We start from the raw sequence: 26,527 nt of genomic DNA on the forward strand, positions 1-26,527 counted from the left end.
CGATGGGCGGGACGGGCGGAACCAACGAGATGCCAGGGACGACCGAGCCGCCGGGGACGCGGCAGACGCCCGGACCGGCGGACAGCGAGGCACTGGCCACGCTGCACAGGGTTTTCGGGTACGACGCCTTCCGGGGCGAGCAGGAATCGATCATCGAGCATGTGGTGGCCGGCGGAGACGCCGTCGTCCTCATGCCCACCGGCGGCGGAAAGTCGCTGTGCTACCAGATCCCCGCCCTGGTCAGACCCGGTACCGGCATCGTGGTCTCACCGCTCATCGCGCTCATGCAGGACCAGGTGGACGCCCTGCGCGCCCTCGGCGTGAACGCCGGCTTCGTCAACTCCACCCAGGACTTCGACGAGCGACGCGTGGTCGAGGCCCAGTTCCTCGCCGGCGAGCTCGACCTGCTCTACCTGGCACCCGAGCGGCTGCGCCTGGACTCCACACTGGACCTGCTCGCCCGCGGCAAGATCGCCGTCTTCGCCATCGACGAGGCGCACTGCGTCTCCCAGTGGGGCCACGACTTCCGTCCCGACTACCTCGCCCTCTCCCTCCTCGGCGAGCGCTGGCCGGACGTCCCCCGCATCGCGCTCACGGCCACCGCCACCCACGCGACCCACGAGGAGATCACCCAGCGGCTGCACATGCCGGCCGCCCGGCACTTCGTGGCCAGCTTCGACCGGCCGAACATCCAGTACCGGATCGTCCCCAAGGCAGACCCCAAGAAGCAGCTGCTCACCTACCTCCGTCAGGAACACGAAGGCGACGCGGGCATCGTCTACTGCCTCTCGCGCAAGTCGGTCGAAGCCACGGCCGAATTCCTCACCCGCAACGGCATCGAGGCCGTCCCGTACCACGCCGGCCTCGACGCGGGCACCCGCGCGGCCCACCAGTCCCGCTTCCTGCGTGAGGACGGCCTGGTCGTCGTCGCCACCATCGCCTTCGGCATGGGCATCGACAAACCCGACGTCCGGTTCGTCGCCCACCTCGACCTGCCCAAGTCCGTCGAGGGCTACTACCAGGAGACCGGCCGCGCCGGCCGTGACGGCCTGCCCTCCACCGCCTGGATGGCCTACGGCCTCAACGACGTCATACAGCAGCGCAAACTCATCCAGTCCGGCGAGGGCGACGAGGCGTTCCGGCGCCGCGCCCAGGCCCATCTCGACTCGATGCTCGCGCTGTGCGAGACCGCCCAGTGCCGCCGCGGGCAGCTGCTCAAGTACTTCGGCCAGGATCCGCCTCCGGAGGGCTGCGGCAACTGCGACACCTGCCTCACCCCGCCAGAGACCTGGGACGGCACCGTCGCCGCCCAAAAGGCCCTCTCCACGGTGGTACGGCTCCAGCGCGAACGCGGGCAGAAGTTCGGCGCCGTCCAGATCGTCGACATCCTGCTCGGCAAGCGCACCGCCAAGGTCATCCAGTTCGACCACGATCAGCTGTCCGTCTTCGGTATCGGCACCGACCTCGACGAGGGTGAATGGCGGGGCGTCGTCCGGCAGCTGCTCGCCCAGGGGCTGCTGGCCGTCGAGGGCGAGTACGGCACGCTGGTGCTCACCGAGGCCAGCGGGACGGTACTGCGGCGCGAACGGGAGGTTCCGCTCCGCAAGGAGCCGAAGAAACCCGTGGTCTCCCGGTCCTCCGGGACGTCCGGATCCGCCGGGTCCTCCGGCAAGGGCAGGGCGAAGGCGGCGGTGGCGGAGCTGTCCGAGGAACTGCTCCCCGCGTTCGAGGCACTCCGTGCCTGGCGCGCCGAACAGGCCCGTGAACAGGGCGTACCCGCGTACGTGATCTTCCATGACGCCACGCTCCGGGAGATCGTCGGCCGATGGCCCGAGTCGGTCGCCGAGCTGGCCACCGTCGGCGGCGTCGGCGAGAAGAAGCTCATGACCTACGGGGAGGGCGTGCTCGGAGTGCTCGCCTCCCTGAAGACGCCGTCCTCCTCGGCCTCGCCGTCCTCCTCGGCCCCCGCGGCTGCCGGGACCGGGGACGAGGACCACTGGCCCGAGATGGACGCGGAGCCGGAACCGGAGGACTGGATATAGCCCGACCCGGCCCCGGCGCGGGGGCCCCGCTCAGAGCCCCCGCACCGCATACGCCCTGACGTCCGCGTCCGCGCGGGCCTCCTCGGCACCGGCGTGCCGGGTCAGGACGAGGACGGCCGCCTCGCGGACGTCGGCGTTCGGATCGCCGAGCGACTTGGTGAGAGCGGGCACCGCCAACGGCGGCGCCGGCCGCGGCCGGCGCCCTGGCGGCTCCGGCACGCACCTGCCAGGCCGGGTCGGCACCCACGCCTGGCAGAACGCCTCCACCGCCTCGCCCGCCGCTACGAGCCCCGCACCCCCGTCATCGACGCCTTCTTCGACCTCGCCGACACGATCATCACCGTGCGCAGTCTGATCCGGCAGGCATGGGCCACACACCGTCGGGACACCCGTCTCCGACGCCGCCCGACTGATCACCAATCACCAGGGCACGGGCGTTCCGTCCCAGGAGAAGAAGCCACCGGTGGGGCCGTCGTCCGGCAGCAGGGCCAGGCGGAGGGCACCCTGCGCTGCCTCGGCCGGGTCGCCGCCGGCAGCGGCGGCCCGGGGGTTGAGTTCGGTGGCCCGCAGGCCGGGGGCGAGCGCGTTGACCTTGAAGCCGTCCTCGGCCAGCGTCTGGGCGTAGAAGACGGTGAGGGCATTGAGGGCGGCCTTGGACGACCGGTAGGCGGCAGCGCCACCGCTTCCCGGGGTGAACTGGGGGTTGGGGTTTGTGCTCCAGGTCAGCGACGCGGTGCCACTGGAGATGTTGACGATGCGCGGGTGCGAGGACCGGCCCAGGGCGGGCAGGAAGGCATTGGTCACCGACACCACCCCGAACACGTTGGTCTCGTACGTGCGCCGGTGTTCCTCGACGAGGGTGTCGGCCGGCGCGGCGAGTGACGGTGAGATGCCGGCGTTGTTGACCAGGACGTCCAAGCGGTCCACCTGAGCCGCGGCCTGTGCGACACCGTCGGGATCCGTCACATCGAGGACCAGCAGCCGGGCCCCGGCACCGATCTCCTCAACGGCCCGCTGCCCGCGCCCGGCATCACGGGAGCCCACGTACACGGTGAGGCCCTCGGCGGCGAGCAGCCGGGCGATATGCTTGCCGATGCCCTTGTTGGCACCGGTGACCAGAGCTGTGCGTTCGTTCATGGCAACCACACTTCTATGGTCGTGGGAGCCCTGCCAGGGACAGCCTGTACCAGGCAGTGACGAGGAGGCGACATGGCGCGGCAGGAGCTGGCCCACTACCTGCGGGACCGCCGGGCGGCCCTGCGTCCTCACGAGATCGGCCTGGCGGCGACAGGCACCGACCGCCGCACACCGGGTCTGCGCCGCGAAGAGGTGGCGGAGCTCGCCCACATGTCGGTCGACTACTACACGCGGCTGGAGCAGGCCCGGGGACCACGGCCATCGCCCCGGATCCTGGACGCGCTGGCTCGCGCGCTGCGGCTCGCTCCGGCCGAGCGCAGCCACCTGTTCCGCCTGGCGGGTTCGAGCGCGCCGCCCGGCATCAGCGCCGTGCGGCGGGTGCGCCCGCACGTGGCCCGGATGCTGGAGCGGCTGCCGGAGACCGGTGCCATCGTCACTGATGCGGCGTACGACGTTGTCACCTGGAACCCCCTGGCCCGGGCACTGCTCGGCGCCGACCTTGGAGGCGGGACGACGAACCTGGCCCGACGCCGCTTCCTGGGCCAGGGGCGGATGTACGAGAGCTCCAGCGCCGAGGAATTCGGGCACATCGTGGTGGCGCGGCTGCGCCGGGCCGCGGACCGCTACCCGCATGACCCGCAGCTGGCCGCGCTGCTGGCCGAACTGCACGCCGGCAGTGAGGAGTTCCGGCAGATCTGGGAGGCGCGTCCGGTCCACGCTCCCGGGCATCGCACCAAGACCCTGGACCATCCGGAGGCCGGTGCGCTGCGGTTGAACTGCGACGTCCTGCTCGTGCCCGAGGATGACCAGGAGGTTGTCCTGATGACGGCCGACCCCGGATCACCCGCCGTCCGGGCCCTGCGCAGGCTGGCCACGCAGGCGACCTGAAACGCGACCTGAAACGAAGGAAGCGCACAGGTCTCGCCAACGGTCGCAGAGCGTCGCAACTCACCATTCACTCGAGCCTGTGCCCACCTTGATGCCGAGGTTTTCCACGCCGCCTGTCCGCGCGGGCTCTAAGCCCGGACTGTCGTGCGAGCCTGCTCGATCCACCCCGTCACGGCTTTCGCGCCGCAGCTCTCGGCGACGGCCTGCGCCTCGTCCAGGTGGTGGAGCGCCACCGACCTGTTACCGGTCTCGGCCGCGAGATAGGCCAGTGCCACCAGGCCGGCCGCTTCGCCGGGCCTGAAGCCGATCGCCCGGCGCAGCGTCACCGACTCGGTCAACCGTTGACGCGCCCGGTCGACGTCGCCCGCGTCCTTGTCGGCGAAGCCGAGGTGGCGGATCGCGTAGGACATCGTCTTTTGGTCGCCGACGGATTGCGCCAGCGCGTACGACTGCTCGAAGTACGGCCTGCCGGTGACGCCGTCGCCCTTCACCACCTGGTGCCAGCAGCCGATCCAGAACAACGCGTCCGCCTCACCCGACGCGTCCCCCAGCCGCCGGTACAGCTCGGCCGCCCGCTCGAACAGCGCCAGTTCCCGGCCGTTCTCCTCACGGTCGTTCAGGAAGCGCACGTGCAGAAGCTTGCCGCGCGCCATGGACAGCGGCGCCTCGACAGCGTCCAGCACGTCGTCGCACCGGTCCAACGCGGACGCGTCGCCGGCGAACATCGCCGCTTCGAAAAGCTCCCCAGCATGCGCGACCCAGTCCGGCCGCTGCACGTCCTGCGCGTCCTGCATGTCATGCCCCTCCCCGTCGGACTACGGCAGTGCCGAGGCTATCCCCGGGCCGACGGAAACAGCCGAGGGATTTCCCGAGCGGCTCAGGCTCCAGCCCGTCCAGGGCCCGATCGGAATCCGTCCGTTGCGCCGCGCGGGCATCGCCCATCGCCGGACCTCCAGCCGGGGCAGAGCCCTATCCGAGCGCCGTCAGCCCCGGAGCGAACGTGATCAGCAGCGGCAGCAGGGGCACGAGTGCGGCCACCGTCGTCGTCAGGGCCCGCTGACGGCGCAGCAGGCGTGGTGGCGGTTCCAGGAGCCGGTCGACCCGCTCGCCGAGCAGCCGGCGGCTGGACGCGCAGGACAGGACTCCACGGTGCTGGTTCAGCTCGATCAGGGCCAGGGCCGTGGTGAGGTGACCGCAGCGGCGGGACGCCGCGTCGTCGGCGGCCAGCTCGACGAGCCGGTGGGTCTGGTCGCAGAAGTGCGAGAACAGCGGCACGCGCGGGAAGCCCGTGGCCAGTGCGCTGGACAGGTGGAGCAGCCAGTCGTGATGGGCGCGCGCGTGACCCCGCTCATGCGTGAGGACGGCGTCGAGCTGGTGGTCGGTGAGGCGGTGCAGTGCGCCGGTCGTCACGACCAACTGGGCGGGATGCCCGGGCATCCACCAGGCGTCGGGGTATTCGTCCTCCAGCACCAGCATCGGGCCGCGTGCCGCGGGCAGCCCCGCCGGCAGTTCCGGTGCCCGTTCGCGCAGGTGCGCGCGGGTCTGGCCGCGCCGCCGCCGGGCCTCGACCAGCTCACGGGTGAGCATCGCCGTCGTCCACGCGGCCCCGCACGCGAGCAGGACCGTGAGGGCGACCGCCCACAAGGGTGCGACAGAGAGGTCGTACGCCGCGGTGACCGCCGGTGGCGCCGGAGCGAACACCCGGTCGCGCACCGTGTGGAAGACGGCCGCCGCACCCAGGACGAGCGCGGTCAGGCAGCACATCAGCACGGTGGCGACCAGGCACTGCCACACCCACAGCGCGACCACCGGTTCCCGTTCGGGCCACAGGGCCCGCACCAGCGTGCGCGGCGCGGGTACCGCGGCCGTCAGGGCGACGACGCTCAGCAGGAGCAGGCAGAAGGTCATGCCGAGGCTCCGTTTCCCGATCGGAGGGGCGTGCGGTGGCGGGTGGTGCGGGGGTGATGCGCCGTTGCGCGACGGAGTGCGTACGCCGGCGCGTCACGTGACAGGTGCGCCGTCGCCTCGCATGCTGCGCGTGCGGGCGCATCGCATGGTGCGTGTCCCGCCAGTATGACGGGACGGAACGCCCCGAGTCAGGTTCCGACGAGGATCCGGGTGTTCTCCGCACCGAAGCCCGGCGGACGGAGCACCTACGCGCGCGAGCGTCTCCCGGCCCGGCCTCCCCGCCCGCCGCCCCTCACCCGGCGACGATCCGCCCGCTGACGTCCCCGAGTCCCACCCGGCTCCCGCCCGGCCCCGGCGCCCACGCGGACAGCGTCACCTCGTCGCCGTCCTCCAGGTAGGTCCGCTTGCCGTCCGGGAGGTCGAGCGGGTCCCGCCCGTTCCAGGTGAGCTCCAGCAGCGATCCGCGCTCCGCGGGTTCCGTACCGCTCACCGTGCCGGAGCCGTACAGGTCGCCGGTGCGCAGTGAGGCGCCGTTGACGGTCAGGTGGGCGAGTTGCTGGGCGGCCGTCCAGTACATGGTGGAGAACGGCGGCTCGGACACCACATGACCGTTGATCGCGATCGAGATCCGCAGATCGTAGCCCGCGGGTTCCTCAGCGGCGTCGTCGAGGTACGGCAGCAGCGGGTGCGTCCGCCGGGGCGGGGCCACCCGTGCCTCCTCCAGGGCGTCCAGCGGGGTGATCCAGGCCGAGACCGAGGTGGCGAAGGACTTGCCGAGGAACGGGCCGAGCGGCACGTACTCCCACGCCTGGATGTCGCGCGCCGACCAGTCGTTCAGGAGCGTGAGCCCGAACACGTGCTCCCGGAAGTCGCTCAGCGCCACCGGCCGGCCCTGCTGCGACGGCGTCCCCACGACGAAGCCGACCTCGGCTTCGATGTCCAGCCGGGCCGACGGGCCGAACACCGGCGCCTCCGAGGGGTCCGTGGACGTCTTGCGCTGGCCCGACGGCCGTACGACGTCCGTTCCCGACACCACGACGGTGCCCGCGCGGCCGTGGTAACCGATCGGAAGATGCTTCCAGTTGGGGGTGAGCGGTTCGACGGCGTCGGGGCGGAAGATGCGGCCGGCGTTCCGGGCGTGGTTCTCCGAGGCGTAGAAGTCGACGTAGTCGGCTACCTCGAAGGGCAGGTGCATGGCCACCGCTGACAGCGGGTGGAAGAGGGGTTCGAGCACCTCGCGGTGCGCGGGCACGGTCACCCACGCGGTCAGGGCGCGCCGTACGTCCGACCACGCGGTGCGGCCCGCGGCCAGCAGCGGGTTGAGGGTCGGGCGGGCGAGCATCGTGGCGTAGGGGGAGCCGAGGGCGAGAGCCGCGGCACCGGCGTCGAGTACGTGGTCGCCGAGGCGGACGCCAACCCTGCGTTCCGTGCTCTCGGGGGTCGAGAACACGCCATACGGAAGATTGTGCGGGCCGAAGGGGTCACCCTCGGGGACCTCGAAAGGGGGCAAGGGGGGCATGGGGTGACTGCCTCGCTCTCATCCGTGCCGCGCCGGGCCGACTGTGCGGTGACGTCGCTCTGGCGTTGGGCGGCATTCCATGTGGTCGCGCCACACGTTACGGGTGAGTTGGCCGTCGCGGCAGTGTCTAAAGAGTTCGCAATGTCCGAATAGACATTGTCGGAGGGCGCAATTCCGGCTCAGCGTCCTTCGGGGGAGACGGACGGGGGTGGATCCGGTCCGTACAGGGGGGACCCGTGGGGGGACCCGTGGCCAGGAATGCCGTCGGCACGCCGCTCGACGCGGATCGCGACGTGCCGGGCCTGATCGTCAAGTTCGGCGACTGTCCGCCGCATCCCGGCGGGGTCGGCGCGATTCGCAGTCCGGGACGCCTCGGCGTTCCCATGTACGCGATCACCGAGGACTGCCTGCACACCGGCGGCCACCGCCCGTTACCTCATACGGGCGTTCGTATGGCCGACGACGGGAGCCGAGGAACAGGGCCATCTGGTCGAGGGACTGCTGCGCATAGGCCGCCGTCCTGATCGCCGAGCACCAGGACGCGCTCGGCGGCAGGTTTCTCTTCCCGCGTGTCGAGTCCGCACTGCCGCGCCGGCTCGCCGGCAGGCAGGGGCTGCACGAACTGTGCGAGGAACACGGCATCCCCAGTCCTGCGGCCGCCCTCCCGCAGTCGTACGACGACATCGTCGTCTTCGCCGAGACGGCCCGCTTCCCGATCGTCGCCAAGAACCGTGAGGCGTTCGTCCGCCGCAGTCGGCCCGCCGTCAACGGCACGACGAAGATTGCCACTCGCGAGGGACTGCTCACTCTCGCGCGTGCATGGGGCACCCATCCGGGTGTCATCCTCCAGGAGTACCTTCCGGGGGAGGACGCCGAGGACTGGATCGTGCACGCCTGCTTCGACGCCGACCCGAACCCGCGTGCCCTGTTCACCGGCGTCAAGGTGCGCTCGTGGCCGCCGCACGCGGGCACGACGGCCAACGCGTACGTCGTCGACACCCCGGAGCTCGCCGATCTTGTCACGCGCTTCATCAAACAGGTCGGCTTCAGCGGCGTCATCGATCTCGACCTGCGCTTCGACCGCCATGACGGGCGGTACAGGCTGCTCGACTTCAACCCCCGCATGGGCGCCCAGTTCCGGCTCTTCGAAAGCGAGTCGGGGGTGGACGTGGTCCGCGCCGTGCGCCTGGATCTGACCGGGCGCCGGGTTCCGGACGGGGAGCAGCGCGCCGGCCACCGGTACGTCGTGGAGAACACCGACCTCCCTGCCCTCCTCGCCTGCCGCCGCAGCGGCTATACGACGCCGCACGCGCCGGAGCGCCCCAGCGGGACCGGGCCGGCCTGGCTCGCGGGTCACGACCCGCTGCCGTTCGTCACGATGCTCGCCCGTTTCGTGCGTCCGGCGCGAAGCACCTCTACGGGCTGTGGCGCGCCCACCGCCGCGGCTCCAGCACGTCCACGAAGTAGGCACCACGTCCGCGCCCCCGCGTCGCGGCCGGCCACGGCGCCCCGACTCCCAGGCGCCGGATACGCCTCGTCCGTGCTCGGCCCGTACGTCACCTGCCGGCCGCGGTCGCCTCGTACGGTCCGGTGACGCGGTTCGTATGCGGTACGGAACGGGTCTCCTCACGCCTGACCAGGCGCCTGGCGGCCGCCCACGCCTGACACGCACAGGGGAGCGGCCACCACCGGACTCGGGCCACCGCCTGGCCAGGACGGCTCGGAACCGGCCACCACCCGCCCCGGGGCCGGGCCGCCACCCCGCCCCGGGGCCACCCGTGACCACCCGTGCTCGGCAGCCCGCTGCCCGGCCGGGAACTCCTCGGTCAGCGACGGCGGACTGGCCGCCTTGGTGGCCTCGGCCTCCCAGCGGGGGCAGTACATGTCGAAGACCACGACCGGCAGCGGCCGCCCGAGGATCTTCTCGATGCGGCCCCCGGCGCGCAGGTCCTGCGCCGGCCGTACGCACGCGTCGGTGAAGTGCAGCCCCAACAGCTCCTGCCCGGCGTCCAGTTCGGGGGCGTCGCCGTCCTCGTCGGACCAGAGTCCGAGCCGCCTGGTCTCCTCGGTGTACAGCGCACCGCCGACCGGGTCCCCGGGACAGTCGCCCAGCCGCTCCAAGCCGTCGAGGAGCCGGCAGGCGCAGTTCCAGCGTGCCTCGCCGGGGTCCGCCGCGTCCCGGTCACCGCCTCCAGCCGATGCGCCCGGAAGTCCTCCGGTCCGTCCGTCACCACGCCGCTCCTGCCCGATCGGTACCGCCGACCCACCGCGAACGTAACGCGCGCCACCGGCAACGCCCCATCGCCGATACGGCGGCCGCCATTTGAGGCCGAAACGCACAGTGAGTCTCAGGGACGTGCTGTCCGTATTCTCTGATCATGGTCGCACCCACCCCGTACTCACTGATCGCCACCGACCTGGACGGCACACTGCTGCGTGCCGACGACACCCTCTCGGAACGGTCGCTCGCCGCGCTCGCGCGGGCGGGCCGGGTCGGCGCCCGGCATCTCGTGGTGACCGGCCGCCCCGCGCCGAGAGTGCGCCCCCTCCTGGACGACCTCGGTTGCGCGGGACTCGCGGTCTGCGGCCAGGGCGCCCAGCTCTACGACGCCGGCGCGGACCGGCTGCTGTGGTCGGTCACCCTGGACCGGGAGCTGGCCGAGACCGCCCTGGGCAAGATCGAGGCCGAGGTCGGGCAGGTGTACGCGGCGGTCGACCAGGACGGCGTGGACGGGCTCACGCTCATCGAGCCGGGCTATCTGATGCCCCACCCCACGCTGCCCGCGCTGCGCGTGGGACGGCGGGACGACCTGTGGTGCGCGCCCATCAGCAAGGTGCTGCTGCGCCACCACACCCTGTCGGACGATGAACTGGCGGCCACCGCGCGCGCGGTGGTGGGATCGCTCGCGACGGTCACCATGTCGGGGCCGGGAACGGTCGAGCTCCAGCCGTGCGGGGTGACCAAGGCGACCGGGCTGGCACTGGCCGCCGACCATCTGGGGCTGAGCCCCGAACGGGCCATCGCCTTCGGGGACATGCCCAACGACATCCCCATGTTCGACTGGGCGTCCTACGGGGTGGCCATGGCCAACGCCCACGCCGAACTCAAGGCGGTGGCCGACGAGATCACCCTGTCGAACGAGGACGACGGCATCGCCGTCGTCCTCGAAAGGCTCTTCACCTGACGGCGCCGGTCAGTACGCGCCGTGCACGTTGTCGATCGAGCCGTACCGCGCGGCGGCGTAGTTGCAGGCGGCGGTGATGTTCGCGACCGGGTCGTAGACGTCGAACGACGTGCCGTCCACGTGGTAGGTCTTGAACGTCGGGTCGATCACCTGGAGCAGGCCCTTGGAGGGGATGCCGGCGGCCGCGTTGGAGTCCCAGAGGTTGATGGCCCGCGGGTTGCCGGAGGACTCACGCATCACGTTGCGGTAGATGCCGTTGTAGCTGCCCGGAATGTTCTTTTCGGCCATGATCGCGAGCGACTCGCGGATCCAGCCGTCGAGGTTGTTCGGGTACCCGGCGAGCGTCGTGGACGCCGTCGAGGTGGTGGAAGTGGCGGCGGAGGCGGCGGTCGCACCGATGAGCGGGAGGGCGAGAACGGCGGCGCCGGTACCGGCGACGGCGAGCGTGCGGACGACGCGGTTACGGCGGGGACGGCGGTGCTGAGGGGCAGCAGACATGTCGTGGTTCCTCTCCGTCGCCTGCGGGGTGAGCTGTCGGGTTCGGGCTCGGGGAGTTCCCGGTCGCACCGCCCTGAGGCGAGGCGACTTCACCCCTAGCCGTTCCGGTACGACGTCCGTCGGTGACGTCGGTCGCCCGGTCCGGCGACTTACCTGGTTCCCCCGCTCCTGCCGTGCGAATGGACTCGTTGATGGTCGCGACGGGCGGCGGCAGGATTTGGCGTCCGCCCGGTGAGCCGGAACGTATGCGAGAGCACATGTCCGGAACAAGTACCTGATTCCCCCAACACGCCGATTGACCTTGATCTGAGTCGTATGGGGTACTTGATCCTTTGCGGTTGCCAAGCCTCAACTCGCCGACAAGGAAAGGAGAGAGAGGGTCGCCTTACCGCCTCGGTGGCACTCAGGGCCACGTGACCCACTTCACGAAGTGGCAATTACGGCGAATCGAACAAATGGGGATTGATTGAATCCGCCTTTCCGGGTATCGAGGGAATAGCCCCGCTCCGCCATTTGTATGGATTGCCTCGATTGGGGCGAATGGAGTGGTGCACATCACAAGCAATTTCATGGATTGTCCGAATTGCCTTGTTAAGCGGAATTTCGCTTCGAGGTGAGCGGACCGACGGACCTGGGCGGGTGGATGCCGAGGTGCCGGGAGTTCCCGTGTGGCGGTACGTGATTCCGGTCACGCCGAGGGCGGGGCGCAGGCGTCACGACTCGGCGGCGGCAGAGCGATCGTCCATGCGCGGGTGTCCTCCGTGGGAGCGGAACCTCCGCCCCCTCGCGCGTCGTTGTCCTGGCGGCCGTCCGGGGAGTGGGGGTCACGGCGAGCGCCATGAGCGGCCCGGGCGCGCGGGTCCTCGTCCCGAGGGGGACGCGTCCCGAGGAGTGCCGACCGCGGGAGCCCCCGACCGTGTTCACGCCTCGTCCGTGCCGAGGCCGCGCCGTCGGCTGCTCGCGGGTCGTGAGTCCGCCCGCACCGCGTCGGCAGGGACCGGGCCTCACGCGCGCCCGCGCGCATGTCTGATCTCGTGGAGGAGGGGGCATACGGGGGTGGATCGGAACGCGGTGGACCGCGGAAGGGGTGCCTCCGGGCAGGTGACGTCGGCAGGAGGTGGCGTGACCGCCCACGGGCGGAGGTCTGCGGGACGATCCGCGGCCGGACCCGGTGTCGGTGCTGGTCCGGGACCGGGTTCAGGACCCGGTCCCGGGACACGGCTCGCCCCCTGGTTCGGGACAAGCACCAGCACATCCTGTTAAGTCATTGCATGTCAGGTCGTATCAGCTGATCAAGAACATACCGGTCGTGATCCGATAGTGCCCGGGGTGTAACGGTGGGCGCCCTCGGTGATCGAAACCTGACCGGATACGCTGACTTGAGTGATGGCAGCGACCTATCGACAAACCATGTAACCGCCAGTGGACACCAGCAGACAGGAGACCCCTCGTGACCGTCGGGCCGTTCGGGCTGAGCGTGCGGGACCAGGCTCTGGAAGCCGATGTCCAGGCCGGATTGACGGCTGTCGAGGAGGGCTTGCTAGAAGCCACCAAAAGTGAGGTCCCGTTCATCACGGAAGCCGCGCAGCACCTCGTGCGGGCCGGCGGGAAGCGGTTCCGGCCCCTGCTGGTGATGCTGGCCGCGCAGTTCGGTGACCCGTACGCGCCGGGCGTCGTGCCGTCGGCGGTGGTCGTCGAGCTGACCCATCTCGCCACGCTCTACCACGACGACGTCATGGACGAGGCGGCCGTGCGGCGTGGTGTCGACAGTGCCAACACCCGCTGGGGCAACTCGGTCGCCGTCCTCACCGGTGACTTCCTCTTCGCGCGCGCCTCGCAGATCCTCGCCGACCTCGGACCCGAGGCGGTGCGGGTCCAGGCCCTCGCGTTCGAGCGGTTGGTGACGGGTCAGATCCTGGAGACGGCGGGTCCTTCGGACGGGCGTGACCCCGTCGACCACTACCTCGACGTGCTCGGCGGCAAGACCGGCTCGCTGGTGGCGGTCTCCTGTCGTTTCGGCGCGATGATGTCCGGTGCCGACGAGACGGTCGTGGACGTCCTCACCCAGTACGGCGAACGCCTCGGTGTCGCCTTCCAGCTCGCCGACGACGTCCTGGACATCGCCTCCGACTCCCACGAGTCCGGCAAGACCCCGGGGACCGACCTCCGCGAGGGTGTCCCCACGCTTCCGGTGCTGCGGCTGCGGGAGCGGGCGGCGCGGCTCGGGCTGCCCGACGACGTCGCGCTGTGCGAGCTGCTGGACTCCGACCTCACGGACGACGCGCGGCACGCGGAGGCCCTGGCGGCCCTGCGGGCGCACCCGGCGCTGGAGCAGGCGCGCCGGGACACCGTCCGGTACGCGGAGGAGGCCAGGGCCGCCCTGGCGCCGCTGGTGGAGTGCGACGCGAAGGTGGCGCTGCTGGAGCTGTGTGACGCGGTGGTGCACCGGGCGGGGTGATCCCCGGTTCTGTGGCGCAGGTCACATTGCTGGACTGAGCCCGGTCTGAGATCCGTTCCGTACCTCTCCCCAGAAGCCGACGCAGGGGGCGTCGGCTGACATAGGGGGAGGAAACGGAATCATGGTCATCAACGCAACGCGTCGCAGGACGCTCGTCGCCGCCGCCGTCGCGGTGTCCGCACTCGGCGGTGCCGCCGTCCCGGCGTACGCCGCCACCAGCCACAGTTCCGCCCGTCACAGCTCCACCGGCTCCGTCGTCCTCGTCGCCAGCCTGCGCGGTGGCAACGAGGTGCCCGTCGCCGGTGGGGCCGCCGTCGGGGACAAGGACGGCGTCGCGCTGGAGTTCATCCAGGTCAAGGGGGACAAGGTGACCGTCGCCGTGACCTGGCGCGGTACCGGCAGGCCGACCGACCTGCACATCCACCAGGGCGCCAGGGGCACCAACGGCGGTGTGAGGATCGGCTTCGGGAGGTTGCTGAAGAAGGCCAAGGGTCACACCGTCACCGGCAGCGTCAAGGTCGCCGACAAGGCCCTGCTGAAGCGGCTCACCACCGATCCCGGGGGCTTCTACGCCAACCTGCACACCGCCGACTTCCCTGGCGGGGCGGTCCGCGGCCAACTGCACGCGGTCACCACCGTCACCGACCTCAAGGGCGGCGGCCTGCAGGCCTCCGTCGTCACCGGCAAGCAGATCTACGAGTGCAAGGCGGCCGAGGGCGGCGGCCACGCCTTCGCCCAGCGGGACGTCAGTGCCAGGCTCGGCGGCGGAATCCGGCACTCCTTCGTCGCCCCCGGCTCCGGCACCCCGCAGTGGGTCGCGCCCGACGGCAGCGCGGTCACCGGGACGGTCCTGACCAGGACGCCGAACGGCGACGGCAACGTGCCCGAGCTGGACCTCAAGGCCGCGCAGTCGGGCAAGAAGCACGGGCTGCTCGCCCGCACCGGCGAGGTCCTGCGCCTGAACACCGTCGGCGGCGTCGCTCCGGCCGGCTCCTGCACTCCGGGTGCCGTCGTGGGGGTCCCCTACCGGGCCGACTACGTGTTCGTGCGACAGCACTGACCGAACGCAACGCGTGACAGAAAGCGACCGCAGGCGCCTCCGCCGTGCGACCCCTACGGGTCGGGGCAGGCGCCTGCGCCCTTGTGTCATACCGCAGTCGTACGCGGAGTTGGCTCCCGGGTCTGACGCTTGAGAGGCCCGGATTTGGTGAGATGGAAACCACGGAAATCACCACCACTCACCGTTTCGGGTGAGAATGGCGGCTCAGGGTGGGACACGTGCGAGCACAGCCGCCGCCGACGACGGAGGTAAGGCACACATGGCACCGAACGAAACCGAGGACAGCACGGGGGCCGCGCAGGCCGACGACGAGCTGCGCGCCGAGCGACGGCGCAAGGCCGCGCGATACATCGTCCCGGTCGCGGTCGTGGGAGTGGCCGCTGCCACGATCGGTCTGGTCCCGGCGCTCGCCGACTCCGGCGACCCCGACCTGCCGAAGATCACCGCGCAGGAACTCATCAACAAGATCGCCAAGTCGGACGTGCAGCAGTTGTCCGGCACCGTGAAGATCAGCACCGACCTCGGCCTGCCCGACCTCGGCGGTCTGGAGAGCGGCCTGCTGTCCGGCGCGGCCCAGGGCGGCGGCGACGGTTCGTCCGCCGACCCGTCGGCCAAGCTCACCGAGCTGGCGTCCGGCACGCACACGCTGCGCGTGGCCGCCGACGGCCCCGAGAAGCAGAAGGTGTCGCTGCTGGAGAGCGGCGCCGAGTACAGCCTCATCCACAACGGCACGGACGTGTGGGGCTACGACAGCAAGTCCAACGAGGTCTACCACTCCACCGCCGCCGACTCCGGCAAGGCCGACCGGCACGAAACCCCGGCCACGCCCAAGGACTTCGCCGACGAGGTCCTCAAGTCGGTCGACGACACCACCTCGGTGAAGGTCGACGGTACCGCCCAGGTCGCCGGTCGTGACGCCTACCGGCTGGTCATCAAGCCGAAGCAGTCCGGTACGACGGTCGGCGCGATCAGCATCGCGGTGGACGCCAGGACCGGTACCCCGCTGAAGTTCACCCTCACGCCGTCGAGCGGCGGGGCGGCCGTGGTCGACGCCGGCTACACCCAGGTCAGCTTCTCCGAACCGGCCGCCTCGACCTTCGATTTCACCCCGCCCAAGGGCGCCAAGGTGACCGAGGCCGAGAAGGGCGACAAGGGCGGCGGGATCACCAGGGCGCCCGGCCGGAGCGCTCCGCAGGAGCTCGGCAAGAACGGCTTCGACGTCCTCGGCGAGGGCTGGAACGCCATAGCCGTCATCGACTCCGGCGACAAGGGCGGACTGCCCAGCGGCTCCGCTTCCGGCGGCGGTGACCTGGGCGGCTTCCTCGGCTCGCTCGGCGACCCGGTCTCCGGCAAGTTCGGCAAGGGCACGGTCTTCTCCACCCGGCTGATCAACGCCCTGATCACGGACGACGGCAAGGTGTACGTCGGCGCGGTGGACAAGGCGGCCCTGGTGAAGGCGGCGAACGCGGGGTAACAGGGACGGGACGGGTCCCCCCACCGCGCCCACTGCCCCCCTGCCTGTGCCGCACGACGAATCGAGGGAGCCGATGGACCGACCGTCCGCCACCGAGCGGGAGCCGGAGGACCAGGGGCAGGACGGCCCGGGGCGAGGCGACCCTGCTCCCGCGGGCGTCATCGACACCCGCGGCCTCACCAAGCGCTACCGCGGCGGACAGCTCGCCGTGGACGGTCTCGACCTGACCGTCCCGGCGGGCAGTGTCTTCGGCTTCCTCGGTCCGAACGGCTCCGGCAAGACCACCACCATCCGCATGCTGATGGGCCTGATCACACCCACCTCGGGCACGGCCCGGGTCCTGGGCCGCCCGATGCCGCGCGCCTCCCGCGTCGTACTGCCGCAGGTCGGGGCCCTCATCGAGGGTCCGGCGCTGTACGGCTTCCTCTCCGGCCGCGACAACCTGCTGCGGTACGACGCCGCCGACCCGACCGCCGACCCGCGCACCCGGCGTACCCGCGTCCAGACCGCGCTGGACCGGGTGGGCCTGACGGCGGCGGCCGCGAAGAAGGCGAAGGCCTACTCCCTGGGCATGAAGCAGCGGCTGGGACTGGCCGCCGCGCTCCTCCAGCCCCGTAAGCTGCTGGTCCTGGACGAGCCGACCAACGGCCTCGACCCGCAGGGCATGCGGGAGATCCGTTCCCTGGTGCGGGAGCTCGCCGGGGACGGCACGACCGTCTTCCTCTCCTCCCACCTCCTCGACGAGATCGAGCAGGTCTGCACGCACGCGGCCGTGATGGCGCAGGGCAGGCTGATCACCCAGGGCGCGGTGGCCGATCTGGCGGCCGGGGCGCGCGGCCGGCTCGTGGTGACCACCCCGGACGCCGGCGAGGCGGCCCGGGTGCTGAAGGAACAGGGCGTCGTGGACGTCGTCACCACCGAGGACCGGGTCACCGGCGAGCCGCCCGAGCGGGACCTTGCCGAGATCAACGCCGCGCTCGTCGCGGCGGACGTGCGCGTACGCGGTTTCACACTCGAACGGGCCTCACTGGAGGACGCGTTCGTGGCGCTGACCGGGGAGGGCTTCGATGTCGCGGGCTGACGGGGCGGTCGTGGACGGACCGGCCGCACGGCCGAATCCGCTGTGGACCCTCGGTCTGCTCCGCAGCGAGCTGGCCGTGACCCTGCGACGCTGGCGCACCCTCGCACTGCTCGGCGTACTGGCGGCCGTACCGGTCCTGATCGGGATCGCCGTCAAGATCGAGACGCAGGGCGACGGCCGGACGAGTGGCGGCGGGGGCGGGGGCGGCGGCCCGGCCTTCATCGCGCAGATCACCAACAACGGACTGTTCCTGGTGTTCACGGCACTGGCCGCGACCCTCCCGTTCTTCCTGCCGATGGCCGTCGGGGTGGTGGCCGGGGACGCGGTCGCCGGCGAGGCCAACGCGGGCACCCTGCGCTATCTGCTGGTCGCGCCGGCCGGCCGCACCCGTCTGCTGCTCACCAAGTACGCGACGACGATGGCCTTCTGCCTGCTGGCGACCCTGGTGGTGGCCGCCTCCGCCCTCGCCGTCGGCGCGCTCCTCTTTCCGCTCGGCGCTCTGACCACCATCTCCGGCACCCAGATCTCGTTCGCCGAAGGGCTCGGCCGGGCCCTGCTGATCGCCCTGGTGGTGGCCGCGTCCCTGACCGGCATAGCGGCGCTGGGCCTGTTCGTCTCCACGCTGACCAGCAGCGGCATCGCGGCGATGGCGACCACCGTCGGCCTGCTGATCACCGTTCAGATCCTCGACCAGATCCCCCAGCTGCACGCGCTCCAGCCGTACTTCTTCTCGCACTACTGGCTGTCCTTCGCCGACCTGGTGCGCGACCCCGTCTACTGGGACGACCTGATCAGGAACCTGGAGCTGCAGGCCCTGTACGTGGCCGTGTTCGGGTCGGCGGCCTGGGCACGGTTCACCACGAAGGACATCACGGCGTAACGGCGGCGGAGGCCTCGGCCACCGCGAAGCGGGCCAGGGGCGCCTCCCCGGCGAAGAACTCCTCGGCCCGCGCCAGCGCCTCGGTGTCCTTGAGGACATCGCCTCGCGCGCTGCCGTTGCCGAGCAGCACCCCGCCGAAACGCATGCCCAGGTAGGCGGCCGAATTGCCGAGCATCCCGGCGTACGGGTCCGCGACGGAGGGTTCGTCGTCCGCCAGCGCCGCCACCCCCCACAGGGTGCGGCCCGCCAGGGTCGCCTTGAAGTCGAGGCCTGGGGTGCGCAGCCAGCCCGACCAGTAGTCCAGGTAGCGCTTGGTGAGGCCGGACACCGAGTACCAGTACACCGGCGAGGCGATCACGATGTCGGTCGCGGCCAGCGTGGCGTCGAGCAGCAGACCGGTGGTGGTGTCGGCGGGCGCCCGTACGTGGTCGGCGTCGCGTCGCAGATCCACGAAGTCCGGCAGCGGATGGTCGGCCAGGCTGATCCACTGCTGCTCGACGTCCTCGGGCAGCTGTTCGGCGGCCCGGCGGGCCAGGAGTTCGGTGTTGCCGTCGGGACGGGAGCTGCCCAGCACGAACAGGAAGCGGCGAGTCACGAGATCCCCCAGGTGAGCGGCGTACGAGGAATGAAGGTGTCTGCATCTTATGCGCGTGCATGTAAATTCACCAGGGGGCCTGCTGCACCGGGCACCGGGGCGCCGCGGCGCCGGGACACCGGTGGACCCCTTCCTGATGCGAGGCTGTGACGTCGCGGTGACGCGTGGGCCGAGGGGACCGGCCAGACTTGACCGTACGCACGGGTACGACCGGACGGTGACGCCGGGGGAATGAGGGCCGATGTCCGGACTCAGCCGCGAGTCGAAGCGGGAAGCTCAGCAGACCGACCGGTCGGCGGAACCGGTCGAGGTCCGCGTGACGGGCGGCGCCGCGACCGTGGACGGCGTACCGCTGTTCCCGGCGCCCGGCGAAGAGCCCCAGCAGGCGGTCCTCAACCACCTCCAGCGCCTCGCCCACGCCACCGGCCGTCCTGCCCTGGCCACCGTCCACGACAGCCGCATAGGCTACGTCGTTCGCCTCCAGGTGAACCTGGACGGCTCCAGCAGCTTCACCGGCGATCCGGTGCGCATGGCCGTGCCCGGTACGCCGAACGCGCCCGTCCCCGCACAGCCCGCGCAGCAGCCCCGCCGGGACGGGCCGGCGCATCCCCTGCACGCCGTCGACGCACCGCGGACTGCGGAGGCGCAGGTCACCCGGGCGCAGGTCGCGCGGGCGCGGGCCACGGAGGCGCAGGTCGCGCAGATGCCGTCCGGGCGTGCGGCTGCCACGGACGTGGGCCCCGCCCGACAGCTGCGGTCGGTCCCGGCTCCGCCGGTGGCAGCGCCGCCCGCGCCGGGCACGGTCCAGCCGCCGACCGGAGTGTTCGGGCCGCCGCCCGTCATGGACGCAGGGCCGGCCCCTGCCGCCGTGACCGCTCCCGCACCCGCCCTCGTATCCGCTCCGGCCGTCACCGGGCCTCGGTGGGCGTCCCCGGCCACCCCTCGCGACGAGCCCCTCCCGGAGCGCCTTGCCGAAGCCCGCCCCGAACCGCTCGTCGAACCGGCGGCCGCCCGCGTCTTCGACCCCGATCCCAGGCACACCCCCGCCCGCGGCTTCGACGCCGTCGCCGAGGAGGTGCTCGGGGACGAGCCGGTGACCGTGACCGCGGAGGGAGCCGCGCTGCTCACCGAGCCGGTGTCGCGGATCAACGAGGCCGTCCGCGCGGGCCGTATCGAAGCGGCGGCCGAACTCGCGGAGCGCACCGTCGCCGAGGCCTCCGCGACCCTCGGCGACGCTCACAGCGAGGTCCTGCACCTGCGCGAGCTGACCGCCTACATCGCCTACCTGGCGGGCGACCCGCTGCGCGCCTTCCACCTCTCCCTCGACCTCGCACGGCAGCACCGGCAGGCCCGGGACGGCGAGGGGGCGTACGGGAACGTGCGCAGCGCGGCCACCGCCTGGCGCGCGGTACGGGACCCGGAGCACGGGCTGCGCCTCGGCCGCGACCTGATCGACCTGTGGGCGCAGCTCACCACCGAGGACGGCCCGGCCGCCGACGACCCGGAGGAACTGGAGTCCGCCCGCGCCCGGATGGCCCGCCTCACCGAACGAGCCCGCCGCGCGGCCGGGAACGCCTGAGCGCCGGCCGGTCACTGCACGCAGAACTCGTTGCCCTCCGGGTCGGCCATCACCGTCCACTCCCCGGCCGGCTCGGACACATGGCGCAGCACCGTCGCGCCCAGTGCCTCGAGCCGCGCCACTTCCTGCGCCCGCTCGCCCGCCTCGCCGTGCAGGTCGATGTGGAGCCGGTTCTTGCCGGACTTCCCTTCCGGCACCCGCTGGAACAGCAGCCGCCGTCCCAGCCCCGTCCCGCGCTCCTGGTCGAACGGATCGTCCGGATGCCGTACGCCCACCAGGTCGCGGAAGGCGGCACGGCCGTGGTACTCCACGGTCGCCGCGCCGGGCAACGCGCCCTGTTCCAGCAGGCGTTCGACGAGCGCGCTGTTGTCCTCGGCCAGATAGTGCAGCGCGGCGGCCCAGAAGTCGGCCTGTGCGTGCGGGTCGCGGGCGTCGACGACGAGCTTCCAGTGCAGGGGTGCGGGCGTCTGCGTCATGGCGCCCACTTATAGCCGACGGCCCTGCGCCTCACACCTGACTTGTCGGAGTCTCCGCGACCGCCGGCACCGGCCGTGGTACGGACGCCGCCGCGAGCGCACGCGCGGACCGGTGGGCGGTGCGCAGCGCGTCCCAGGTGAGCAGGGCGAGCGCGACCCACACCAGGGCGAAACCGGCCCAGCGTTCGGCGGGCATCGCCTCGTGGAAGTAGAGGATGCCGAGCAGGAACTGGAAGACCGGCGCCAGGTACTGCAGCAGACCGAGCGTGGAGAGCGGGACGCGGATCGCGGCGGCGCCGAAGCAGACCAGCGGGAGCGCGGTGACGATGCCGGTGGAGGCCAGCAGGGCGGCGTGTCCGGGACCGTCGTTGACGAAGCTGGACTCGCCGTGCGCGGCCAGCCACAGCAGATAGCCGAGCGCGGGCAGGAACTGGATCGCCGTCTCGGCCGCGAGTGACTCGACGCCGCCGAGGTCGACCTTCTTCTTGACGAGTCCGTAGGTCGCGAAGGAGAAGGCCAGGACGAGCGAGATCCACGGCGGCTGCCCGTAGCCCACGGTCAGGACGACCACGGCGGCGAGACCGACACCGACCGCCGTCCACTGCGCGGGCCGCAGCCGCTCCTTCAGCAGCAGCACGCCCATCGCGATGGTCACCAGCGGGTTGATGAAGTACCCGAGCGAGGCCTCGACGACGTGCCCGGCGTTCACGGCCCAGATGTAGACGCCCCAGTTGACGGTGATCACGGCGGCGGCGACCGTCACCAGCGCCAGCCGGCGCGGCTGCCGCAGCAGTTCGCCGGCCCATGCCCAACGCCGTACCAAGGCCAGCGAGACGGCGACGAAGACCAGGGACCACGCCATCCGGTGAGCCAGGATCTCCAGGGATCCGGCGGGCTTGAGCAGCGGCCAGAAGAGCGGGACCAGGCCCCACATCCCGTAGGCGGCGAAGCCGTTCACCAGCCCTGCACGCCGCTCACCCCTCGATATCTCGGCCACCGGCCCTCCTTACGCCCTCACGCCCCGCTCCAGCACACCGGGACGAAGGTAGCGCCGAGCACCCCCGTCTGTCATGGCCGTATCGGCATACGGTCATGACAGACGGGGGTGCGGGCGTCATGGGGACCACGGGCCCCGCAGGTCTTCCGGGGCCTGCCGGGACCGGGGCCTACTTCAGCGCGTCCGCGACGGCCTCGGAGATCGGGGTGGTGGGGCGGCCGGCCAGGCGGGAGAGGTCGCCGGAGTCGACGACCAGTTCACCCTTGGCGATCGACGCGTCGACGTCGGCCAGGACGGCGGCGAACATCTCCGGCACCCCCGCGCCCGTCAGGATGGACTGGAGCGTCTCGCCGGGCACGGGGTTGTAGGCGATCTCCCTGCCGGACTGCCGTGCGATCTCCGCCGCGTACTCCGCGAAGCTCCAGGCGACGTCGCCGCCCAGCTCGTACGTCTGGTTCTCGTGGCCCTCACCGGTCAGCACGGCGACGGCCGCGGCCGCGTAGTCCGCGCGGGAGGCCGAGGAGACCCGGCCGTCGCCGGCGGCCGCGACGACGGCGTTGTGCTCCAGCACCGGCCCGAGGTTCTCGGTGTAGTTCTCGTGGTACCAGCCGTTGCGCAGCAGGGTGTAGGGCAGGCCGGAGGCGAACAGCAGCTCCTCGGTGGCGCGGTGGTCGTCCACCAGTGAGGCCGTCAGGCTGCCCGGGGCGCTGGTGTACGCGAGGAGTGCCACGCCGGCCGCCCTGGCGGCGTCGATGACGACCTTGTGCTGCTGCGGGCGGCCCTTGTCGAACTCGTTGCCCGAGATCAGCAGCACCTTGTCGCCGGCGGCGAAGAGGACGTCGAACGTCTCGGGGGAGTTGTAGTCGGCGACGGCGAGGGTGACGCCCCGGGCGGCGAGGTCGGCGGCCTTGGCCTCGTCGCGCACGACGGCGGTGATCTGCTCGGCCGGCACCTTCTCCAGCAGCTGGGTCACGACGTGACGGCCGAGGTGTCCGGTGGCTCCGGTGACAACGATGCTCATGGTCTGCGATCTCCTTGTGGGGTTCCGATGTCACTAACCCTAGGAGGTGCGCTAACCGCTGGAAAGTACCCACTTTGAAGTAAGGTACGGGCATGACCGTAAGTACCTCGGAGGCCGAGCACCGCAGGGACGCCCCCGCGACGGGGGCCGGCAAGTACGTCGGTGAGGAGATGTGCCCCCACCGTCTGGTGCTGGAGCACGTCACCAGCCGCTGGGGGGTCCTGGTCCTGATCGAGCTCCTCGACCGCCCCCACCGCTTCAGCGAACTGCGCCGAGCCATCGGCCGGGTCAGCGAGAAGATGCTCACCCAGACCCTCCAGACCCTGGAACGGGACGGCCTCGTCCACCGGGACGCCAAGCCCGTCATCCCGCCCCGGGTCGACTACTCCCTCACCGGCCTGGGCCGCGAGGCCGCCCTGCAGGTACGCGACCTGGCGCTGTGGACCGAGCGCCGGATGGCGGACGTGACCCGCGCCCGGGCGGCGTACGACGAGGCGAAACGCGCGTGAAGGCCACGTGCCCCTGAACGTGACGCGTGCCTGAACGCGCCGCGGGGCCGGACATGGTGTCCGGCCCCACTCGCACCTGCCGTCCTGCGGTCGCGCCGTCCGCACCGTTCGTGCCGACCGGGCGTCAGCCCACCACCGTCCAGGTGTCGCCGCCGGCCAGCAGCGCCGCGAGGTCGCCCTTGCCGTGCTGCTCCACCGCCGTGTCCAGCTGCTCGGACATCTGGACGTCGTAGACCGGTCGTTCCACCGAACGGAACACGCCGATGGGCGTGTGGTCCAGGGTGTCCGGGTCGGCCAGCCGGGAGAGGGCGAAGGCCGTGGTGGGGGAGGGGGAGCGGGCGTCGTGGACGAGGATCTCGGACTCGTTGTCCGGGGTCACGTCGACCACCGTCAGGTCGCCGGTCAGCCGGTCGCGGACGACTCCGCGAGCGAGGTCCGTGCCGAACCGGATGGGCTGTCCCTGCTCCAGGCGGATCACCGCCTCCTCCGCGGACTGCTTGTCCTTGAGGGTGTCGAAGGCGCCGTCGTTGAAGATGTTGCAGTTCTGGTAGATCTCGATCAGGGCCGTGCCGGGGTGGGCGGCGGCCTGGCGCAGCACGTCGGTGAGGTGCTTGCGGTCGGAGTCGATGGTGCGGGCCACGAAGGAGGCCTCGGCGCCGATCGCGAGGGACACCGGGTTGAACGGGGCGTCCAGGGACCCCATCGGTGTCGACTTCGTGATTTTCCCGACCTCGGAGGTCGGTGAGTACTGGCCCTTCGTCAACCCGTAGATGCGGTTGTTGAAGAGGAGGATCTTCAGGTTGACGTTGCGGCGCAGGGCGTGGATGAGGTGGTTGCCGCCGATGGAGAGCGCGTCGCCGTCGCCGGTGACGACCCAGACGCTCAGGTCACGGCGGGAGGCGGCGAGTCCGGTGGCGATCGCGGGGGCCCGGCCGTGGATGGAGTGCATCCCGTAGGTGTTCATGTAGTACGGGAAGCGGGAGGAGCAGCCGATGCCGGAGACGAAGACGATGTTCTCCTTCGCCAGCCCGAGTTCCGGCATGAAGCCCTGCACGGCCGCCAGGATCGCGTAGTCACCGCAGCCCGGGCACCAGCGCACCTCCTGGTCGGACTTGAAGTCCTTCATGGACTGTTTGGCCTCGGCCTTGGGGACGAGCTGGAGCAGTCCGTCGGCGGTGTCAGTCATGGATGGCCTCCTTGAGCGCCTCGGCGAGCTGCTCGGCCTTGAACGGCATGCCGTTGACCTGGTTGTACGAATGCGCGTCCACCAGGTACTTCGCCCGGATGAGGGTGGCGAGCTGCCCGAGGTTCATCTCGGGGATCACCACCTTGTCGTACCGCCCCAGGACCGCGCCCAGGTTGCGCGGGAAGGGGTTGAGGTGGCGCAGGTGCGCCTGGGCGATCGCCTCGCCGGCCCGGCGCAGCCGCCGGACCGCGGCCGTGATCGGCCCGTAGGTCGAGCCCCAGCCCAGCACCAGGGTGCCCGCGCCGTCCGGGTCGTCGACCTCGAGGTCCGGGACGTCGATGCCGTCGATCTTGGCCTGCCGGGTGCGGACCATGAAGTCGTGGTTGGCGGGGTCGTAGGAGATGTTGCCCGTGCCGTCCTGCTTCTCGATCCCGCCGATACGGTGTTCGAGACCGGGTGTGCCCGGGATAGCCCACGGGCGGGCGAGGGTCTTCGGGTCGCGTTTGTACGGCCAGAAGACCTCGGTGCCGTCGTCGAGGGTGTGGTTGGGGCCCTGGGCGAACTGGACACGCAGGTCGGGGAGTTCCGTCAGCTCCGGGATGCGCCAGGGCTCGCTGCCGTTGGCCAGGTAGCCGTCGGACAGCAGCATGACCGGGGTTCTGTACGTCAGCGCGATCCTGGCCGCTTCCAGCGCGGCGTCGAAGCAGTCGGCGGGGGTGCGGGGGGCGATCACCGGGACCGGCGCCTCGCCGTTGCGGCCGTACATCGCCTGGAGCAGGTCCGCCTGCTCGGTCTTGGTCGGCAGGCCGGTGGACGGCCCACCGCGCTGGATGTCCACCACCAGCAGCGGCAGCTCCAGCGACACCGCGAGTCCGACCGTCTCCGCCTTCAGCGCGACGCCCGGGCCCGAGGTGGTCGTCACGGCGAGCGAGCCACCGAAGGCCGCGCCGAGTGCCGCGCCGATCCCGGCGATCTCGTCCTCGGCCTGGAAGGTCCGCACACCGAAGTTCTTGTGCTTCGACAGCTCGTGCAGGATGTCGGAGGCCGGGGTGATCGGATACGAGCCGAGGAAGAGCGGCAGGTCGGCCTGGCGGGAGGCGGTCACCAGGCCGTAGGCCAGGGCCAGGTTCCCGGAGATGTTGCGGTAGGTGCCCACCGGGAACGCGGTGGTCGCCGGGGCGATCTCGTAGGAGACCGCGAAGTCCTCGGTCGTCTCGCCGAAGTTCCAGCCTGCCCGGAAGGCCGCCAGGTTGGCGTTCATGACCTCGGGTTTGCGCGCGAACTTCTGCTTGAGGAACCGCTCCGTGCCCTCGGTGGGCCGGTGGTACATCCATGACAAGAGGCCGAGCGCGAACATGTTCTTGCTGCGCTCGGCCTCTTTGCGGGTGAGGTCGAATTCTTTGAGTGCTTCCACCGTCAGGGTGGTCAGCGGCACCGGATGGAGGCTGTAGCCGTCCAGTGAGCCGTCCTCCAGCGGGGAGTCGGCGTATCCGATCTTCTGCATCGCCCGTTTGGTGAACTCGTCCGTGTTGACGATGATCTCCGCGCCGCGCGGCAGGTCCCCGATGTTGGCCTTCAGGGCGGCCGGGTTCATCGCGACCAGCACGTTCGGCGCGTCCCCGGGGGTGAGGATGTCGTGGTCGGCGAAGTGCAACTGGAATGAGGAGACCCCGGGCAGGGTGCCTGCCGGGGCACGGATCTCGGCGGGGAAGTTCGGGAGGGTCGAGAGATCGTTGCCGAAGGACGCGGTTTCCGATGTGAACCGGTCACCGGTGAGCTGCATACCGTCACCCGAGTCCCCCGCGAACCGGATGATCACCCGGTCGAGGCGCCGGACGGCCTTCACGCCGCCCGGCCTGCGCTGTTCTCCCACGACGGTTCCGTCGGCCTGTTCCGTTGTCCTGCTGACCTGGCTGGTCACTGAACTGGACCTCCTTCGAGGCGGCTGTCCGGGGGCGGCCGTCCCACTGACCATCCCGAAATCAACCCTACGTCGGTTAGGGTCGCCTTCCCGTCCCGGCTCACATGATGGAC

Annotated in this window: 23 protein-coding genes, 2 pseudogenes and 1 riboswitch; of the genes and pseudogenes, 12 read left to right on the forward strand and 13 right to left on the reverse strand. The window is 71.2% G+C overall.

Annotated features, from left to right (window positions below):
- Positions 1-29 precede the first annotated feature (29 nt).
- Positions 30-2,042, forward strand: a complete 2,013-nt coding sequence (gene recQ, locus ACZ4O3_RS32645) for a DNA helicase RecQ (protein WP_467725655.1) — start codon at positions 30-32, stop codon at positions 2,040-2,042.
- A 30-nt stretch (positions 2,043-2,072) separates the two neighbouring features.
- On the opposite strand, the gene ACZ4O3_RS32650 is transcribed toward recQ, so the two are convergent.
- Positions 2,073-2,219 carry a hypothetical protein gene (locus ACZ4O3_RS32650; protein ID WP_467725656.1) on the reverse strand — a complete coding sequence of 49 codons (147 nt, stop codon included), beginning with the start codon at positions 2,217-2,219 and terminating at the stop codon, positions 2,073-2,075.
- A gap of 64 nt (positions 2,220-2,283) precedes the next feature.
- On the opposite strand from ACZ4O3_RS32650, the pseudogene ACZ4O3_RS32655 reads away from it, so the two are divergent.
- Positions 2,284-2,450 (forward strand): annotated as a pseudogene (locus tag ACZ4O3_RS32655) (IS5/IS1182 family transposase); the annotation flags it as partial.
- Between the two features lie 12 nt (positions 2,451-2,462).
- Here the strand turns inward: ACZ4O3_RS32655 and ACZ4O3_RS32660 are convergent.
- A complete protein-coding gene (locus ACZ4O3_RS32660; RefSeq protein ID WP_467725658.1) occupies positions 2,463-3,179 on the reverse strand; it encodes an SDR family oxidoreductase in 717 nt (238 codons plus the stop codon).
- A 72-nt stretch (positions 3,180-3,251) separates the two neighbouring features.
- Here ACZ4O3_RS32660 and ACZ4O3_RS32665 point away from each other — a divergent pair, with 72 nt between their 5' ends.
- On the forward strand, positions 3,252-4,067 hold the full coding sequence (locus ACZ4O3_RS32665) for a helix-turn-helix transcriptional regulator (RefSeq protein WP_362729141.1): 816 nt from the start codon (positions 3,252-3,254) through the stop codon (positions 4,065-4,067).
- Positions 4,068-4,195: 128 nt separating this feature from the next.
- Here the strand turns inward: ACZ4O3_RS32665 and ACZ4O3_RS32670 are convergent, their stop codons facing one another.
- The 3 genes from ACZ4O3_RS32670 to fahA all read right to left on the reverse strand — a co-directional run bounded on the left by ACZ4O3_RS32670 (position 4,196) and on the right by fahA (position 7,485).
- Positions 4,196-4,861, reverse strand: a complete 666-nt coding sequence (locus tag ACZ4O3_RS32670) for a tetratricopeptide repeat protein (RefSeq protein WP_467725660.1) — start codon at positions 4,859-4,861, stop codon at positions 4,196-4,198.
- Between the two features lie 175 nt (positions 4,862-5,036).
- The gene (locus ACZ4O3_RS32675; protein WP_467725662.1) at positions 5,037-5,975 is read right to left on the reverse strand and encodes a M56 family metallopeptidase; all 939 of its coding nucleotides are present in this window, start codon (positions 5,973-5,975) and stop codon (positions 5,037-5,039) included.
- Positions 5,976-6,267: 292 nt separating this feature from the next.
- On the reverse strand, positions 6,268-7,485 hold the full coding sequence (gene fahA / locus ACZ4O3_RS32680) for a fumarylacetoacetase (protein WP_362729757.1): 1,218 nt from the start codon (positions 7,483-7,485) through the stop codon (positions 6,268-6,270).
- A 245-nt stretch (positions 7,486-7,730) separates the two neighbouring features.
- On the opposite strand from fahA, the pseudogene ACZ4O3_RS32685 reads away from it, so the two are divergent.
- Positions 7,731-8,961: pseudogene (locus tag ACZ4O3_RS32685) on the forward strand (carboxylate--amine ligase).
- 159 nt (positions 8,962-9,120) lie between these two features.
- On the opposite strand, the gene ACZ4O3_RS32690 reads toward ACZ4O3_RS32685, so the two are convergent.
- Entirely contained in the window at positions 9,121-9,615 is a 495-nt protein-coding gene (locus ACZ4O3_RS32690; protein WP_467725664.1) for a hypothetical protein, read from the reverse strand.
- A 257-nt stretch (positions 9,616-9,872) separates the two neighbouring features.
- Here ACZ4O3_RS32690 and ACZ4O3_RS32695 point away from each other — a divergent pair, with 257 nt between their 5' ends.
- The gene (locus ACZ4O3_RS32695) at positions 9,873-10,679 is read left to right on the forward strand and encodes an HAD family hydrolase (RefSeq protein ID WP_362719872.1); all 807 of its coding nucleotides are present in this window, start codon (positions 9,873-9,875) and stop codon (positions 10,677-10,679) included.
- Positions 10,680-10,688: 9 nt separating this feature from the next.
- On the opposite strand, the gene ACZ4O3_RS32700 is transcribed toward ACZ4O3_RS32695, so the two are convergent.
- A complete protein-coding gene (locus ACZ4O3_RS32700) occupies positions 10,689-11,177 on the reverse strand; it encodes a transglycosylase SLT domain-containing protein (protein ID WP_362719875.1) in 489 nt (162 codons plus the stop codon).
- A 5-nt stretch (positions 11,178-11,182) separates the two neighbouring features.
- Positions 11,183-11,378: riboswitch (cyclic di-AMP (ydaO/yuaA leader) on the reverse strand.
- Between the two features lie 1,198 nt (positions 11,379-12,576).
- On the opposite strand from ACZ4O3_RS32700, the gene ACZ4O3_RS32705 reads away from it, so the two are divergent.
- From ACZ4O3_RS32705 to ACZ4O3_RS32725, 5 genes are all read left to right on the forward strand, one after another.
- On the forward strand, positions 12,577-13,635 hold the full coding sequence (locus tag ACZ4O3_RS32705; RefSeq protein WP_467725703.1) for a polyprenyl synthetase family protein: 1,059 nt from the start codon (positions 12,577-12,579) through the stop codon (positions 13,633-13,635).
- 121 nt (positions 13,636-13,756) lie between these two features.
- Positions 13,757-14,695: a CHRD domain-containing protein gene (locus tag ACZ4O3_RS32710; protein WP_467725665.1), complete on the forward strand. Its 939-nt coding sequence runs from the start codon at positions 13,757-13,759 to the stop codon at positions 14,693-14,695.
- Between the two features lie 259 nt (positions 14,696-14,954).
- Complete coding sequence (locus ACZ4O3_RS32715) at positions 14,955-16,169, forward strand: LolA family protein (protein ID WP_362719881.1); 1,215 nt, start codon at positions 14,955-14,957, stop codon at positions 16,167-16,169.
- 73 nt (positions 16,170-16,242) lie between these two features.
- Positions 16,243-17,250, forward strand: a complete 1,008-nt coding sequence (locus tag ACZ4O3_RS32720; protein ID WP_362719884.1) for an ABC transporter ATP-binding protein — start codon at positions 16,243-16,245, stop codon at positions 17,248-17,250.
- Positions 17,237-18,130 (forward strand): ABC transporter permease, encoded by an 894-nt coding sequence (locus ACZ4O3_RS32725; RefSeq protein ID WP_467725668.1) that lies wholly within the window; start codon positions 17,237-17,239, stop codon positions 18,128-18,130. Before ACZ4O3_RS32720 ends, ACZ4O3_RS32725 begins: the two co-directional genes overlap by 14 nt.
- On the opposite strand, the gene ACZ4O3_RS32730 is transcribed toward ACZ4O3_RS32725, so the two are convergent.
- The gene (locus ACZ4O3_RS32730) at positions 18,120-18,725 is read right to left on the reverse strand and encodes a flavodoxin family protein (RefSeq protein ID WP_384990574.1); all 606 of its coding nucleotides are present in this window, start codon (positions 18,723-18,725) and stop codon (positions 18,120-18,122) included. The two genes, ACZ4O3_RS32725 and ACZ4O3_RS32730, sit on opposite strands and share 11 nt — an antisense overlap.
- A 241-nt stretch (positions 18,726-18,966) precedes the next feature.
- Between ACZ4O3_RS32730 and ACZ4O3_RS32735 the strand changes: the two genes are divergently transcribed.
- Positions 18,967-20,304, forward strand: coding sequence for a tetratricopeptide repeat protein (locus tag ACZ4O3_RS32735; RefSeq protein ID WP_467725670.1), 1,338 nt, complete (start codon positions 18,967-18,969; stop codon positions 20,302-20,304).
- Between the two features lie 11 nt (positions 20,305-20,315).
- Here ACZ4O3_RS32735 and ACZ4O3_RS32740 read toward each other — a convergent pair whose 3' ends face one another.
- The 3 genes from ACZ4O3_RS32740 to ACZ4O3_RS32750 all read right to left on the reverse strand — a co-directional run bounded on the left by ACZ4O3_RS32740 (position 20,316) and on the right by ACZ4O3_RS32750 (position 22,798).
- Complete coding sequence (locus tag ACZ4O3_RS32740) at positions 20,316-20,780, reverse strand: VOC family protein (protein ID WP_362717498.1); 465 nt, start codon at positions 20,778-20,780, stop codon at positions 20,316-20,318.
- Positions 20,781-20,811: 31 nt separating this feature from the next.
- On the reverse strand, positions 20,812-21,777 hold the full coding sequence (rarD, locus tag ACZ4O3_RS32745) for an EamA family transporter RarD (protein ID WP_467725672.1): 966 nt from the start codon (positions 21,775-21,777) through the stop codon (positions 20,812-20,814).
- 169 nt (positions 21,778-21,946) lie between these two features.
- Positions 21,947-22,798: an SDR family oxidoreductase gene (locus tag ACZ4O3_RS32750; RefSeq protein WP_467725674.1), complete on the reverse strand. Its 852-nt coding sequence runs from the start codon at positions 22,796-22,798 to the stop codon at positions 21,947-21,949.
- A gap of 170 nt (positions 22,799-22,968) precedes the next feature.
- Here ACZ4O3_RS32750 and ACZ4O3_RS32755 point away from each other — a divergent pair, with 170 nt between their 5' ends.
- Positions 22,969-23,307, forward strand: a complete 339-nt coding sequence (locus ACZ4O3_RS32755) for a winged helix-turn-helix transcriptional regulator (RefSeq protein ID WP_362717501.1) — start codon at positions 22,969-22,971, stop codon at positions 23,305-23,307.
- Between the two features lie 124 nt (positions 23,308-23,431).
- Here the strand turns inward: ACZ4O3_RS32755 and ACZ4O3_RS32760 are convergent, their stop codons facing one another.
- Together ACZ4O3_RS32760 and ACZ4O3_RS32765 are read right to left on the reverse strand one after the other, a co-directional pair.
- Positions 23,432-24,493 carry a 2-oxoacid:ferredoxin oxidoreductase subunit beta gene (locus tag ACZ4O3_RS32760; protein ID WP_362717489.1) on the reverse strand — a complete coding sequence of 354 codons (1,062 nt, stop codon included), beginning with the start codon at positions 24,491-24,493 and terminating at the stop codon, positions 23,432-23,434.
- On the reverse strand, positions 24,486-26,414 hold the full coding sequence (locus ACZ4O3_RS32765) for a 2-oxoacid:acceptor oxidoreductase subunit alpha (RefSeq protein ID WP_362717486.1): 1,929 nt from the start codon (positions 26,412-26,414) through the stop codon (positions 24,486-24,488). Before ACZ4O3_RS32765 ends, ACZ4O3_RS32760 begins: the two co-directional genes overlap by 8 nt.
- Positions 26,415-26,527: the final 113 nt, after the last annotated feature.

It is taken from the genome of Streptomyces sp. NPDC026515 (assembly GCF_055567595.1).